This is a genomic window from Flavobacterium limnosediminis JC2902, from assembly GCF_000498535.1.
Lineage (GTDB): Bacteria > Bacteroidota > Bacteroidia > Flavobacteriales > Flavobacteriaceae > Flavobacterium > Flavobacterium limnosediminis.
The window spans coordinates 1-15,389 of the sequence record NZ_AVGG01000024.1 but is presented as its reverse complement, the minus strand read 5'-3'; the positions used below and the strand labels follow the sequence as shown (position 1 = coordinate 15,389).

Here is a 15,389-nt window from a genome sequence, read left to right as displayed (position 1 = left end):
ATCAGTGCTAATCCTAAAATATGTGGCAAAAAAAGATAAGCACTCTGACTGTCTCAGACTTCTAGTCTGCAAACCAAACCTATTGAATTTCAGTCCATAGTGGTTTATTTTGATGTTATGATGAATTCACTTCTGCGGTTAATGCTGTGTTCCTCCTCGCTGCATTGGGTTCCGGTTTTACAATTGTTCAGGAGCTGTGTTTCTCCCAATCCTTTGTAGCGAAGTCTTTTTCCGGAGATTCCTTTCTTTACTAGCCATTCCGATGTGGCACTGGCTCTTTTTTCGGATAGGGTCAGATTATAGGTTTCCGATGCTCTGCTGTCTGTATGGGATCGTATTTCCAGATTCACAGTCGGGAATTCCTGTAAAATGACCAGCAGGATTCCCAGTTTTTCTTCAGCCCGTTTTGTTATTTCCCATTTGTCCAGATCAAAATATATGTTTTCGATTTCGAAGGCTTTTGCCAGGTCTTTTCCGGTTTCAATATTGTAGTGCGTACCGATTAGTGTCGTGTTGTAAATGAAAGATTCCGAATCCTTATCCGAATGGAAGTACTGTTCCTGTGTCTGATACTCCCGAGCTTCCGTACGGAGAAAGAATTCTGTTTCTGAAATTGCCGCGCTGTCCTGATAATTCCCTTTTTCATCCGTAGTCAGAGATCTGATTTTTTCGTAGTCTTTACTGAAGACTGTCACGACGGCCCCGGAAATACCTCTTCCGGTTTCCCTGTTGGTTATCTGACCCGTAAGTTGTTTTCCGGAGCTGTTTGTGTCCGTTTTTTTGGTAAATCGGTAGATGTCGTCGTAGCCTTTACCTCCGGGGCGGTTGGAGGCTATGTATCCGCACTTCCCATCTGGTGCTTCGGTATAGGCGAAATCATCGTGATTGCTGTTGAAAGGCGTTCCCAGGCTGAAGGCGTCCGAAAAGGAATCGTCTCCGGTGTTTTTTACGGCTTTGAACAGATCGAGTCCTCCCATGCCCGGATGACCGTCGGAGGCAAAACACAGGTCTCCGTTTCGTGTTATGTACGGAAAGGATTCCCGTCCTTCGGTATTGATGGTCTTTCCCAGATTGACCGGGTCGCTGTAGGTTCCGTTTTCGTGTATCGTTACCACATAAATATCGGATTGCCCAAGGGTACCGGGTCTGTCTGAAGCAAAGTATAATTTATTTTCATCGCCGCTTAAAGCCGGATGGGCGCAGTTGAACCCCGAACCGTTAAAGGGTAATTCGATTGTATTGTCCCATTTCCCGTTGCGAAAAGTTGCTTTGTAAATTCTGAGGTAACTGTTTTTAGTGCCGTTCCGATCCTTTTTCCCTTCGTTACTGCTGTTGCGGGTGAAGTAAGCGGTTGCTCCGTCTTTTGTGAAAACAGCAGTTGATTCGTTTAATTTCGAATTGATTACTGCATCAAAATTCAGGACCGTTCCCGGTTGGTTTTCCGTAATAGCTTCGGAGAGGAACAGGTCGGTAAAAGGCTGATTCGTCCATTGGTGAATCTGCGTTGTACGGTTTTGGTCTTTTCTGCTACTGGTGAAAACCAAATTTCCGTTCCAGAAAGCCGTGCCGTATTCGCTGTATTCCGTGTTGATTCCGGCATCCTTCAGAATGTATTCGTCGTGGTTTGAGAAGGAAGCTCCGGTTTGTTCATTGAATCGGATTCCCCGGGAGTCGCCACTTTTCAATTCCGAAAATTTTTTCAGGTATTCGTTTGCTTTCTGAAGTTCTCCGACTGATTTCAGTGATTGCGCATACCTGAAACAGTATTCTGGACTGACCGGAGATTCCGTTTCCATTGCTTTGGCATACCATTTATTGGCCATTGGGTAATCGGCATTAAAATAATAGGCATCCCCCAGTTTCAGGTAGATTTCCGGGGTGCCGTACCCTTTCTGTACCGCTTTTTCATAAATTTTAACCACATCCATATAGGCAAGGTTCTCAAAGGCACTGTCTGTTTTTTTTAGCAGTGTTTTTTGGGACATTGCAGCTGTTGTAATAAGCAAAAGGGCTAAGAGGTAGTTTTTTTTCATAAACGTAAAGATTAGAAAAATCGGGGAGCATAAATTTTTTCCTGTTTTCTGAACAGCTCAAATCTCAAAAATATTTCATGTGAACCCGAGTTGTAATTCGCGAGTTGTGTTGATTCGGTGTCGTAACTGTAACCCAGGAAGAATTTTTTGGAGAGCTGAAACCCGGCTAAGAAGCTGACAGCTGCATCCCATCTGTAGGATGCTCCGATTACGAATTTGTCATGAAGCATGAAGTTTGCCGTCAGATCCACCTGAAGCGGTGCACCTGTTATCATTTTGGTCAGAAAGGCCGGTTTGAATTTCAGGTTGTCATTCAAATCGAAAACATAGCCTCCCATAAAATAATAGTGCATGCGCTCTTTAGCCGTGGCGGAAGCGTTGTCATCGTAGTGTTTCGTTTCGAGGAAATTCGGAACCGATGCTCCCAGGTAATAATTATCGGAATACCAATACAAACCTGCACCCACGTTCGGGGAAAACTGATTGTCTACGTTATTCTGAAATTTTGGGTCGGCAATGTCGTGAATGGCCAGCTTGCGATAGTCGACATTCAACAAATTTGCGGAACCTTTTATCCCGAAGGACAAGGTGCTTAAGCCTGTCGGAATCCTATAGGCAAAATCCACCGAGATAGTGTTTTCCACGGAAGGTCCGATCTGATCGTTCACGAATGATACCCCTAATCCTGTATTGGACTGACCAAGAGGAGTGTGGGCTGAAACGGCGCTTGTAACGGGAGCTCCGTCAAGTCCGACCCACTGTGACCTGTGTAATGCGAACATGCTCATGACTTCCCTTGTTCCGGTATAGGCGGGATTAATCAGCGTGGTATTGTACATGTAGTTGGTGTATTGAGCATCCTGCTGCGAAAAGCCGGATAGCGAAAATCCAAAGCACAACAGGGTGATTGCGAAACCAAATGTTTTCTTTAACAGTACTTTCATGATTCTAATTGTTAACAACATATAAATACCCTGTTTTTTCTATTTTTTCGCTCTGAAGGCCGTCTGCGCTGAAGTCGTAACGCAAAATGTAAAAGTAGGTTCCGGTTGGCAGGTCCTCATTTTTAGAAACGGTATTTTTTCCTTCTGATTTGCCTCTGAAGACATTTGAGGTATTGTCGTATCCCTGAGTTTCAAACACTTTAGCACCCCATCGGTTGAAAATTTCAACGGAATTGTTCTGGAAACATTCAATCCCTTCAAGGTAAAAAACATCATTGTTTCCGTCTCCATCAGGTGATACCGCGTTGAATACCTTAACGTGGCAGTTCAGGTTTAAGGTTTGTGTGTGTGTGGCAGTATTTCCACAAGCGTCGGTAGCTGTCCAGGTTCTTATCAGTTCGTATCTGCTTTTGCAGCTTCCTTCCACTTCGGTTTCCTCCAGAGTTACGGTTACTTCTCCGCAACTGTCTGTGGCGGTAAGTGTCGGAGCCGTCGGGATGTTACCGCATTCCAAGGTTTGATTTGGTGGCAGGTTGCCTGTGAATACCGGAGGCGTTGTATCTAAAATACTAATGGTTTGGATGTGGGTGTTTTCATTTCCACACGCATCCGCTGTCCTCCATGTCCTGATGATTTCCGAATTTCCGGGACAAGTTCCGTTTGTTGTTTCTTCTTCAAAAGTTACCGTGGCCGAATTACAGTTGTCTGTGGCTGTCAGGGTAACCGGATTAGGAATGCCGGCGTTGCATTCCAATGTTAAGTTAGTCGGCAGTGTTTCGTTGAAAACAGGTGCCGTAGTGTCGTTTACACGGATGGTTTGGGTGCAATTTACGGTATTCAGAATTGTGTTTTCCCCTGCATCCCTTACTCCATTTGCATTGGTGTCCTGATATTCGGTAATGACATATGTTCTCGTAACATCAGTATTGCAACCTAAATAAGGCGAATTGGTAGCCGTTATTTCGATGATGCCACACGGGGTATTTCCGATGCTGCCGTTTGCGTTGCCCAAGACTTCAAATTCAGCTTCAGTCAACTGTGTTGCCGTTGGGATATTTTCGTAGCAAGCCACCGTAGTTGTGGGGAAGGTTGGGCAAGTGATTTCGAATGCGCAAGTAGGGGTTAAACGGATAAACGCGATATTGGACAGGTTGCCTTCAAAGTCTTTAACCCTGTATTGTTGTGCCGAAGGAACCCCGTTGAATCCAGCAAGCGGTGTGAATGTGGCCGTTCCGGCTATGGTGTTTACAGACCAGGTACCTTCATTCGGAACTGAAATTTGGATTATCTGTGTATTAAAATCAGGAGCGTTTGGGTTTATCGTTACGGATACCAGACTGATTGTTGACGGGTCAACATTGTCTCCCAAGGTGTCGTTGTTAATAATGTTTACGGAAACCGGAATTCCCTGAGTGTACTGATTGCTGTCGTCTACGGCAATCGGAAGCCGATCCGTTGTAATGGTTGCATTGTTGCTGGTGTTTCCGCTAAAATCCTGTACGTTGTATTCTATTGCGGAAGGTGTTCCGGTGAATGCCGGAAATGGTTGGAAAGTAATCTGTCCGGTTGTGCTGTTTACGGACCAGGTTCCTTCACCCAGAATGTCCATGCTCAGTATGAAGCCGTTGTTGCTCACTACATTTGTACTGTTTGATTGTAGAGCCAAACTCACCGTTGCCGGATTTACTGCAGCTCCGGTAGTATCATTCTGCAAAACATTTACGGTAAAAGGTGTGCCTGTGGTATAATCGCTGTTGTCGTTTGTTGTTATCGGGCAAGCCGGTACCGGGTTTATTGTTACGTTTAAAGACTGGTTTTCTGCACATAATGTGATGTTGTCACGAACCGAAAAAGTATAGCTACCCGGAGTCAAACCATTTATTGTAAACGCGGTTGTTGTTCCGCTGTAGGTTAGGTTGTCCGGATTTTTTGTGATGGTCCAGTCGGACGGCAGGTTGTTTATTGTTACACTTCCTGAGTTAGTTTGGCATGTAGGTTGTGCCATGGTTCCTAAAGAAGGTACGGGAAGCGGAGCGACGCGGAACTGTTGGGTGAATTCCCTTCCGCAGGCATCGATTACTCTGACGGTGTAATTTGTTCCGACGGATAAGCCGGAAAAAGATGCCGAACTTTGATTCGGGAACAATTGGGCATTTCCAGTGCCGTCCAGAATGGAGAAGGTGTAAGGTTCGGTTCCTCCGGTGGCTCTTATGGTTGCGGAGGTGCCACAGGCCTCAATGGCTTCGAAACGGAACGGTCTTAATTCTGCCCTGAAACGGTACTCATACAGATAGCCTCCCTGTAATCTCGGAAGAGCACCAACGCCACCAAACTGGGTAGGCTCGGTTATGTTTCCGCTTTCGTTTACCCCACCGTATCTGAAATAGTATTCCGTGTTGTTTGGCAGATTGACATTCAGTGTTCCCTGTGTAGAGGAGGCAACGTAATAGAAAGGATTTCCGGAATTTATGATTCCTGTCACTGCTATACTTCCATCGGCTTTGTAGATGGAAACCCTTGTTCCTAAAAGTGCTTTAGGGACATTCAGTTTGATACCGATGTTTTCCTGGGTCACGGTATTACACGTTTGCAAGGAATGTGTTATGGTGTGGTTTCTGCGGCAGGTTACATTGTAGTTTGATGTGCTGCTTTTTCCGCAGGCATCCGTTATAGTGATGTTGTATGAACCCGTTGGAAATGTTCGGATGTTGTCTTTGGCTATATATTCGTTTGAAAAAGGTGATCCAACCGTAATCGTATAAGGGTATTGAATGATCCCGGAGGTCACTGGGTTTCCGCTTCCCGAAGCAGTTGTGTAATTTGAAGGGCCTGAATTTATTGTAAGTGTCAAAGGTCCCACCGCGTTGCTGGAAATGGCAACACTGTTAAATCTTATTATTGCAGTATCATCGAAATATCCGGATACATCTGCGATTGAGGGAGTTGTTATGCAGCTAACCGTAGGATTAAAAGGAGTGACTGTCTGTACCATTGTTTTGGTCACCGTCAGTCCGCAGGCATCAGTAAAAGTAAGGGTGTAGTCCGTGTTGTATTTTAATCCTAACGGGATAATAGTTGCCATGTTCATAGGAGCCGAATTCAGGTGAAGGAGGTTTATGGTAGACGGATTTATCGGTTGTCCCAGGAAATTGAGTGGTGTTGTTCCGGGGTTTGCAGTTTCCTCCACGGTGACCGTAACGGGATTTGTCATGAAATTCCTGAAGACTTTAATGTCATAGCCAATACGGCACTGGTCTTGGGGATCGGCCGTTTCTGCAATGGAAGGTGTGCCGTAGACCATGTCGTTTGTTGTGGGTAAGGTCAATGTGCCTCCCTGAAGGGGCCCGCATTGGTTAGAACTCGTGTACGTAACGTTTTGCCCGTTGAAGAAAGCTGTAGGAAGTGTGATTTCCATACTGTAGGTATTAGCCGTTGCCGCTTGTGAGCGATTTATTGCTTTGGTAAACGTCATTGTATTTCCGGTACTGTTGGTGAAAACATGGGTGACGTTTCCGGCTGTTGTTGATGATTTAAAATCCAATTTGAATTTCAGTGTATTGCCACATCCCGTAACGGCGGTGTTGGTGATTTTTTCTTTCAGATAAAATATCGAATATGTTAAAGTGCTGTTTAGCGGAGGGTTTGTAAGTGTCACTGTTTTATCAGCACTGTTTCCACCACACTGGTCAATGATGTCCAACACGTATGTTCCGGCAGCGAGCCCCGGTACGGTAAATGTTGCGGCATTTGAAGGCATCGGAAGGGTTGCGGGAGCGCCCGGTCCGGATAAAATGCGAACGGCATATCCCTGATTGGTGAAATTACCGGAACCCACTGTGCTTGAAATTCCGGTTATGCGGATTTCCCCATCAGTTCCGTTATGACATCTCGGGGACCATCCCTGAAGCTGAAAGCCGTCGGAGGGTCTTATAAAGCTGTCGGTACACTGCGCTTCCAGATCCTGAAACAACAGTGTGGCTATTGTTAAAAGTAGGATTTTTAAATCATTAAAGTGTAATTGCGTTTTCATAAGCAGTGTATTTGTTTTGAGCAGTTTTTAATCTGATTTTCAAAACTTTAAAACAAATATCGTTAGGCTTTTATGAGAGGTAAACTACCGCTTAATAACTGGGATGAATGGTTTAATAAGTGTACGGTTTTAAGGAATACCCTATGACTCTGCTTTTTCCGTGGTTTTGCGCTGTAAAAACTCTAAAATAGTTGTTTTTTTTAATTGATTTTCGATTTTGTTTGCGGAATGTTTAGCTTTTGAAATTAATTATTATGAATAGTTTATGTTTTTTTAAGTATTTCTAGTTACGGAAAAGGGTTTTAAAAGAATGGTTTATGTGTAACTTATTGGCTTTTTGAGCAAGTGGAAGGGGTGTTGATTTTCATACTGTCAAAAAAAATAATACATTTACCTTGTTCATTTTAACACTATTCCGATGTTTTCATAAGACAGATTATACATCAACAGCCGATTTCCTATGCTACGAAAAAATAAAATTACTAACAGTCGGGAGAGGACTGACAGCAGCGAAGCACTCCTGCTGCGACAAACGGAGGCTCTTGCCAAAACCGGCAGCTGGGAACTGGATCTGCAAACCCGAGAATTTTACTGGTCTGACGGGGTGTATGCTCTTTTAGGTCTTGAACCGCAATCCCTTGTTTTAGATTACGATAAAGGAATTGAAGTGATTCACCCGGAAGACAGGGCGGCAACTGTTGCCCAAATGAATGAAGCGGTCACCAGCGGAAAAGAATACAGTCTGCAAAATCGTTTCGTCACCGCAAACGGCAGCCTTAAACATATCCGTTCTTCGGGAAAAGTCATATCCGATGCGAACCATAAGCCGATCAAGCTAATAGGTGTTCATCAGGATGTTACCGATTTTATGAAAGCCAATCAGGAACTGCAGTCGGTTCAATCGCTGGCTGAAATCGTGTCCACAAGTATCGAAGGTGTTCTCTGGGAAGCCGATGCCACCACTTTTGAGTTCACTTACGTCAGTAAACAGGTAGAGCGTATTCTAGGATATTCTCCCTCGGAATGGCTTACCGTGCCTTTCTTCTGGCAAAACCATATCCATCCGGATGACAGGGAGACGGCCATTCATTTTTGTCACACGGAAACCCTTATGGGAAGAGATCATACCTTCGAATACCGGATGCTTACCAAATCAGGGCGTTATATCTGGTTGCAGGACAGGGTGACGGTCATATCCGAAAACGGCAAGCCGATTCTGTTGCGCGGACTTCTGACTGACGTTTCAGAGTATAAGGAAATCCAGCGGAAACTGGAGGATGAGCGAAATTTAAACCGACAACTCATACAGCACTTGCCTAATGTTATCTTCCTGTTTAATGAGGAGGGAAAGTTTCTTTTGTGGAATGAAAAGTTAACCCAGGTAAGTGGGTATACCGATGCCGATATGGAGCAGCTGATGCCTTGGGATTTTTTCGACAGTTCGCAGGTTGAATTGCTAACCGGGCATCTTAAGACCGTAGTTCATGAGGGCTATAGTGAGGTTGAAACGGATTTCATTTCGAAGTCGGGTGTCCGAAGTCCGATGCTTTTTTTGGCTTCGAAATTTACTTATAAAGGTCAGAAGTGTATTTATGGAGTAGGAGTGGATGTATCCCAACGCAATCAGCTGATAAAGGAACAGCAGAAATTACTGCGAACGATTGAAAGTATCCTTCAGTTTGCGCCCGACAGCCTGCTGGTGCTGACCAATACCTTGGATATGTTTAAAGAAAACAAATCGTTTGATAAGCTGGTGCAGGAGTATGCCTCCAAACTGAATTATTCGGAAGAGGAACTGAGAGCCGCCATTATAAGCAGGGTAACGGATAATGTGCTGCAGGGAGGGAAATCGGAAATCGTGATTCCTAGGAAGAAGGGGAAGTGAAGTTGTGAGCAGTCCCAGTGAGCAGTCTCAGTGAGCAGTCTCAGTGAGCAGTCTTAGTGAACAGTCTCAGTGGACAGTCTCAGTGGACAGGTAGGAGCGGCAGAAAAGACAATAGACAAGAAACAAAAATGAATTGTGCCTTAATGAGGTGCTATTAAATATTTAAGCAGGTTTCGCTATGGCAAGAACCAGAAAAGAAAAAGGGATCGATAAGCTGATACTCGAATGCGATACGGCAAAAATGTTTTTTGCCGAGGAGGCAGCGTCCAGTTATGTGGTTTCCCTGAAGGATGTTACGGAGCAGGTTGCGGCCCAGGAAAAATTAGCGTTTAGTGAGAAGCGCTTTAAGGCTTTGGTGCAGCAAGGTGCCAATATTACGTCCATTTTGGATCCAATGGGTGTTTACCTGTATGTCAGCCCCAATTATCCCGATAATGTCGGTTATACGGAAGAAGAATTGCTGGGTAAAAACGCTTTCAATTATATTCACCCGGACGATGTGGCACAAATCAAATCGGACTATACCAGACTGCTTTCGGAAAAGAGGGTTAAATCATCGATTTATCGCTTTAAGCACAAAAACGGGGACTGGTGTTTTTTTCAAAGCGTTGGTTCAAACCTTATTGATGACGAGACCATCGGTGGTATTGTGGTTAACAGCATGGATATTACGGATCAGGTTACTATGCAAAATGAACTCAACCGCAGTAATGAGCGCTCCGAATTGTTAATGAAAGCCGGTTCCGAGTGTATTTGGGATTTTGACCTTGTTAATGGTGAACTTTTTATGAACGAGAGTTTCAAAGAAAATTTCGGTATCGAAAGTAAAGCAATGCACGAGAATTTTGAAATCTACAAAAAGCACCTGCATCCTGCTGACAGTTCCCATGTTCTCGACAGTTTTTTTGGGGCTCTTGAAGATATAAATCAGGAAAAATGGATTTACGAGTACCGTATGATTAAGTCGGATGGAGCCATTGCCCATGTGAGGGATCAGGCCATCATTCTGAGAGATCAAAGCGGAATGGCTTACAGGTCTGTTGGGGCGATTAAGGATGTTACCGCAGAATATTATTACCGTCAATTTGATATCCTTGAAAAGGAAATCATGGAATACAGTATGTCCAATGAGGTGAAAATCAGAGATGTGATTACTTTTTATATCGGAAAACTTGAACACCTTTTTCCTGATATGAGGGCTTCGATGATGCGCATCAGAAACAACAGGCTTGAAAATCTGGCATCTCCTTCCCTACCTACCGATTATGTTAATACGATCGAGGGGATGCTGATTGGCAACAATGCCGGATCCTGCGGTACGGCAGCCTATTTAAAGGAAAAGGTTGTTGTAACTGATATTTCTACTGATATCCGTTGGAAAGATTATAAAAAACTGGCTGAAAAATATGGTTTCGGAGCCTGCTGGTCTTATCCGATATTCAATTCGGACGGTAAAGTAGTCGCCACTGTTGCTTATTATTATGCCACACCCCGAACGCCCAATGCTATTGAGGAACAAGGGACAGAACGTTCCCTTCGATTACTGTCGGCACTTATCGAAAAATTTGAGTATCTTAATGATATCCGGAAGAATAACGAGCGGTACGAACTCATCAACAAAGCTTCACAGGATGCCATTTATGAATGGGACATCCTTAAAGATCAGGTTTACTGGAGTGAGAGCTTTTACACCGTTTTCGGGTACGCTAAAAATAAAAGTGTTTTTAGGAATGCCGACTGGAATGAACTAACGCATGTTTCCGATATCCCGAGAATTAAAAAAGAGTGGGCTGATTTTTTAGCCGATACCAGCCAGTATCATTGGACTAAAGAGTTCCGTTTCAGAAAGGCAGACGGAACTTATGCCTTTGTGCAGGAAATAGGTCATCTGATCCGAGATGAAGACGGACAGCCTCTTCGTATTATCGGTGTACTGAAGGACGTCTCAAGTGTCAGGCTGGATGAAATGCAAAAGGAACAGCAGCATCAGGTGTCACAGATTTTCAAGAAAGAGGTCGCTCTGAATCAGATTCTGGCCGAAGTGCTGGAATATCTGACTGTTCAGGGCGGATTTCAAACCGCTGAAATCTGGCTTGGCAGTACCGACGGCAAGCATCTTAACATAACGTCAAAATACGCTCAAAGCAATAAAGGGGAGCAGTTTTTCAAAGCGAGTCATGTCAGAAGACTGGAAAAAGGGGAAGGGTTACCTGGTTACGTATGGCAGGAAGGACACATTGAAATATGGGATGCCATAGACAGGAACCCGTTGTTCAGGCGCAAGGAGTCAGCCGAGAAGGCCGGACTTAAAAGTGCCATGGGAATTCCGCTTTTTGATAAGGACCGAGTAGTTGGTGTTCTGGTTTTTTCGGCAGATACCGAAGATTTTTTTTCAAAACTTTTTCTCAATCATTATGAGACGCTTCAGTTTTATCTGGGTGATGAGATTAAAAGAAAGCAGCAGGAGGAAGAAATGTTCCTGTTGTTTCACAGTGCTCCGGAAATTATGGCGGTTGTTTCACCCGAGCGGCATTTCGTTAAGGTTAACCCGGCATTTTGCAGTCTGCTTGGTTATGACGAAAGTGAGATAACCGGAAAACCTTTTGATACTTTCATACATCCTGATGATCTTGAGCGGTCTGTTGCCGAATATTCGGAAGCCATTGCCAGCAAGGGTAGGGTTTTTAATTCCATTGTCCGTTATAGGACCCAGTCCGGCCGGTATCGTTCCATTTCCTGGAGCTCTTCGGAAGTTTTCGGTGATGAGCGTCATGTTTTTGCCTACGGCCGGGATGTGACCGAAGTTATCGAATTGCAGGGATTACTGGAGACTGCCTCGAAATTGTCGCGTGTGGGAGGCTGGGAAGTAGATCCGGTGAATGATGTTCTTTACTGGTCGCCGATGACCAAAGCCATTCATGAGGTGTCTGATGATTTTCAGCCTGATACGATTTCGGCTTTGAACTTTTTCCGTGAAGATGTCAGGGAGGAGGTTCGTAGCAAAGTAAAGACGGCTATAGAAAAACGGGAGACTTTTGATTTTGAAATGCCTATAATTACCGGAAAGGGTAATGAGCGATGGGTTCGCTGCATCGGTAATGCTGAGTATTCCGACGATGAGTGTGTGCGTTTGTACGGAAGTTTTCAGGACATTCACAACCAGAAAATCACCGAAATTAACCTTCAGAAATTATTTGAAGAGCGCAATAACATACTTGAAAGTATAGGCGATGCCTTTTTTGCGGTTGACAGGGACTGGACAGTGACGTATTGGAATAAGGAGGCGGTAAAAGTACTCTCCAGAAAAAGGGAAGAAGTCATCGGAAAATCTCTTTGGGACAGTTTTCCCGAATCGGTAGGGTCCAAATCCCATATCGAGTACAGCAGGGCTATGCAAAAAGGAGAGGTTGTGCATTTTGAAGACTATTATCCTCCCCTTAACCAATGGTTTGAAATAAGTGCCTATCCTTCCGAAAAGGGGTTGTCTGTTTATTTTAAGGATATCAGTATCCGGAAAACTGCTGAGGAAGCAATCCGGGAATCGAACAAGCGTTTTGAAAAAGTGACCGAAGCCACCAATGATGCCATCTGGGATTGGGATATTCAAACAGATGACTTTTACCGCAGTGAAGGTTTCGACCGACTTTTGGGCTATAAGCTGGAAAGGGGAATTGATTCGGATGTGTTCCGAAAACGCCATTTCTCACCCGATGATATTGAGAAAATTACCGAGAACGTCACTAAAGCCATCACTGATCCGAAAACGAATCATTGGGAGATGGAGTACAGTATGACGAAAAAAGACGGTACAAATGTTTATGTATTCGACCGGGGGGCTATCATCAGAAACAAAAACGGCAAAGCGATACGTATGATTGGTGCGATGACTGACATTACCTATCGCAGGGAATATGAGGAATCACTTAAAAATCTGAATGCCCGATTGGAACAACAAACCAATGAACTGATGATTTCCAATAAGGAGTTAGAGCAGTTTGCCTATGTGGCTTCCCATGATTTGCAGGAACCCCTTCGTATGGTAACAAGTTTTTTAACCCAACTGAAGCGAAAATACAGCGATCAGTTGGATGAAAAAGCGAATCAGTACATTCATTTTGCGGTTGATGGTTCGCTTCGCATGCGTCAGATTATACTGGATATTTTGGAATTTTCAAGAGTAGGGAAATACGATGAAAGCAAGAATAAGGTTGATTTAAATGAAATCGTACAGGAAGTTTGTCAACTGCAACACCGACTGATTTTGGAAAAGCAGGCTTCAATACATTTTCAGCATCTTCCGGTTATCACGTCTTACCGGTCTCCGATTTTGCAGGTGTTTCAGAATCTGATCGGGAATGCCTTGAAATACAGCAGACCTAACGTACCGGTGGTGATTGAGGTGACGGCAGAAGAATATCCTGATGAATGGCAGATTTCCGTTAAGGATAACGGTGTCGGAATTGACAAGGATTATCATGAAAAAATATTCATCCTTTTTCAGCGACTTCATGTCAGAGAGGAGTACAAAGGAACCGGTATCGGTTTGGCCATCGTGAAGAAAATCCTGGATAATCTGGGAGGAAAAATATGGGTGGCATCGGAAGAAGGACAAGGGAGTACGTTTTATTTTACACTGCCTAAGTGATTAGTGATAGTTGTTAGTTGTTAGTTGTTAGTAGTTAGTGGATAGTGGAAAGGGAAAAGGGAAAAGGGAAAAGAGAAAAGAGATAAGGGATATAGTTGAAAAAGATAAAAACGAATTGTGCCCAACGGGTTAAATGATTATGAATAAAGTATTGATACAAATCCTTCGCGATCTTTTACAGACAAGACCCAACCGAACGGTGTGGATTGTTTTTTTATTGTCATTACTGATTACCCAGGGCATTGCCTACCGTATTTATGTGGTTGAAAAGGAATACGAATTCTTATTGGTTAAAAAGGAAGCGGAGCACATTAAGAATCAGCTTGAAGATGCTATCAATCAAAGTATTAACGCTTCCAAAATTCTGGCTTTTCTGATTGAGCAGCACCTGGTCGATGCTTATTTTGAAAGGGTGTCCGGAGAATTGATCAGTCAAAATGACTTTGTTGATGCCTTACAGCTGGTAAGGGATAATACCATTATAAAAACGTATCCTTTAAAGGGGAATGAGGTTGTTATAGGCTATTCGGTACTTAATGATTCGGCGCACCGGAAGGAGGCAATGAAAGCCTTAAAAAGAAGGCAACTTTATTTTGAAGGCCCTATCCGTCTGAAGCAAGGTGGTGAGGGCATCATTGGCCGACTGCCGGTTTACAGAAACAATGAATTCTGGGGCTTCTCGGCCGTTATTATCCGCAAGGAAAAATTACTGAAAGCCATTGGAACGGACAACACCGGAATGAACGATACCTATATGTATCAGTTGGTTAAATCCGGAGGTGGTACAGCAAACTATAACCAGATGTTTGAAAGTCGGAAGGATTTTAATGAAGGGGTGTTTTACAAAAATCATCTTGCGGTAGGTGATTGGGATGTTTATGCTAAACTGAGGCATTCTGATTACCTTAGCCGGGCCCTGCAGTTTTCCTTTATGGGATTGTTGTTTTCACTGCTGTTTGCTGTTTTTTTGTGGCATCTTTCCATACAGCCTCAAAGGTTGCAGATGCTTGTGGATGAAAAAACCAATGCTCTGGACAGGCTTAACCGTGAGTTGGAGAACCGGGCTCAGGAACTTACCGCATCCAACAAGGAATTGGAGCAATTTGCCTATATCGCCTCTCATGATCTTCAGGAACCGCTTCGCACCGTGTCTTCTTTTTTATCGCAAATAGAAAGGAAATACGCTGATTTGCTTGACGAGAAAGGAAAGCAGTACATCCGTTTTGCTGTGGATGGTGCCAAACGGATGCGTTCCATTATACTTGATGTTCTTGAGTTTTCACGGGTCGGCAAATACAGTGACCCACCGGAAACAATTGATCTGAATGTTTTATTGGATGAGGTTTGCGGGACGCTCCAACAAACAATCAGTGAGAAGCGGGCGATTATTCAGTATGGCGTTTTGCCGAAAATTTTCACCCACCGTTCACCGATGCAGCAGGTGTTCCAGAATCTGATAGGCAATTCTCTTAAGTATTGCAAGGAAGGAGTAAAGCCTACCGTTCGGGTTTCGGTTTTGCGACTTAACAACAAGTGGCTGTTTTCGGTTGAAGACAACGGGATCGGTATCGATGAGGAATATTCGGAAAAGATATTCGTCATTTTTCAGCGCCTGCACACCGATGATGAGTACGAAGGAACCGGGATGGGACTGGCCATAGTGAAAAAAAGCATTGAGAATCTGGGCGGGAAGGTATGGGTTGAGTCCGGGTCTGATTCCGGCAGTACTTTTTATTTTACGTTGCCTTTCATGACGGCTAATCTGCCTGGTTCTGAAGAGAATGGGTAATGAAACTGAAACTGTACCGTTGTTAATATATATTCTACAAAATTTCACTGATTTTTTTGGTGT

6 protein-coding genes are annotated in these 15,389 nt (G+C 43.9%); 3 read left to right on the top strand and 3 right to left on the bottom strand.

Annotated elements, in window-relative coordinates:
- Positions 1–104 precede the first annotated feature (104 nt).
- From FLJC2902T_RS14725 to FLJC2902T_RS14715, 3 genes are read right to left on the bottom strand one after another with little or no spacing between them, the layout of a single operon-like run.
- Entirely contained in the window at positions 105–2,033 is a 1,929-nt protein-coding gene (locus FLJC2902T_RS14725; RefSeq protein ID WP_023580597.1) for an OmpA family protein, read from the bottom strand.
- Between the two features lie 11 nt (positions 2,034–2,044).
- Positions 2,045–2,977: a PorP/SprF family type IX secretion system membrane protein gene (locus tag FLJC2902T_RS14720; protein ID WP_023580596.1), complete on the bottom strand. Its 933-nt coding sequence runs from the start codon at positions 2,975–2,977 to the stop codon at positions 2,045–2,047.
- Positions 2,978–2,981: 4 nt separating this feature from the next.
- Positions 2,982–7,007 (bottom strand): T9SS type B sorting domain-containing protein, encoded by a 4,026-nt coding sequence (locus tag FLJC2902T_RS14715; RefSeq protein ID WP_023580595.1) that lies wholly within the window; start codon positions 7,005–7,007, stop codon positions 2,982–2,984.
- A 460-nt stretch (positions 7,008–7,467) separates the two neighbouring features.
- Between FLJC2902T_RS14715 and FLJC2902T_RS14710 the strand changes: the two genes are divergently transcribed.
- The 3 genes from FLJC2902T_RS14710 (at position 7,468) to FLJC2902T_RS15960 (ending at position 15,326) form a co-directional block, all read left to right on the top strand.
- The gene (locus tag FLJC2902T_RS14710; RefSeq protein WP_023580594.1) at positions 7,468–8,892 is read left to right on the top strand and encodes a PAS domain-containing protein; all 1,425 of its coding nucleotides are present in this window, start codon (positions 7,468–7,470) and stop codon (positions 8,890–8,892) included.
- 178 nt (positions 8,893–9,070) lie between these two features.
- On the top strand, positions 9,071–13,537 hold the full coding sequence (locus tag FLJC2902T_RS14705; RefSeq protein WP_023580593.1) for a PAS domain-containing protein: 4,467 nt from the start codon (positions 9,071–9,073) through the stop codon (positions 13,535–13,537).
- A 139-nt stretch (positions 13,538–13,676) separates the two neighbouring features.
- Entirely contained in the window at positions 13,677–15,326 is a 1,650-nt protein-coding gene (locus FLJC2902T_RS15960) for an ATP-binding protein (protein WP_023580592.1), read from the top strand.
- Positions 15,327–15,389 lie beyond the last annotated feature (63 nt).

Excerpts from the sequence above, each read along its gene's own strand:
- FLJC2902T_RS14725 (WP_023580597.1), bottom strand. The coding sequence starts at position 2,033 with ATGAAAAAAAACTACCTCTTAGCCCTTTTGCTTATTACAACAGCTGCA.
- FLJC2902T_RS14720 (WP_023580596.1), bottom strand. The coding sequence starts at position 2,977 with ATGAAAGTACTGTTAAAGAAAACATTTGGTTTCGCAATCACCCTGTTG.
- FLJC2902T_RS14715 (WP_023580595.1), bottom strand. The coding sequence starts at position 7,007 with ATGAAAACGCAATTACACTTTAATGATTTAAAAATCCTACTTTTAACA.
- FLJC2902T_RS14710 (WP_023580594.1), top strand. The coding sequence starts at position 7,468 with ATGCTACGAAAAAATAAAATTACTAACAGTCGGGAGAGGACTGACAGC.
- FLJC2902T_RS14705 (WP_023580593.1), top strand. The coding sequence starts at position 9,071 with ATGGCAAGAACCAGAAAAGAAAAAGGGATCGATAAGCTGATACTCGAA.
- FLJC2902T_RS15960 (WP_023580592.1), top strand. The coding sequence starts at position 13,677 with ATGAATAAAGTATTGATACAAATCCTTCGCGATCTTTTACAGACAAGA.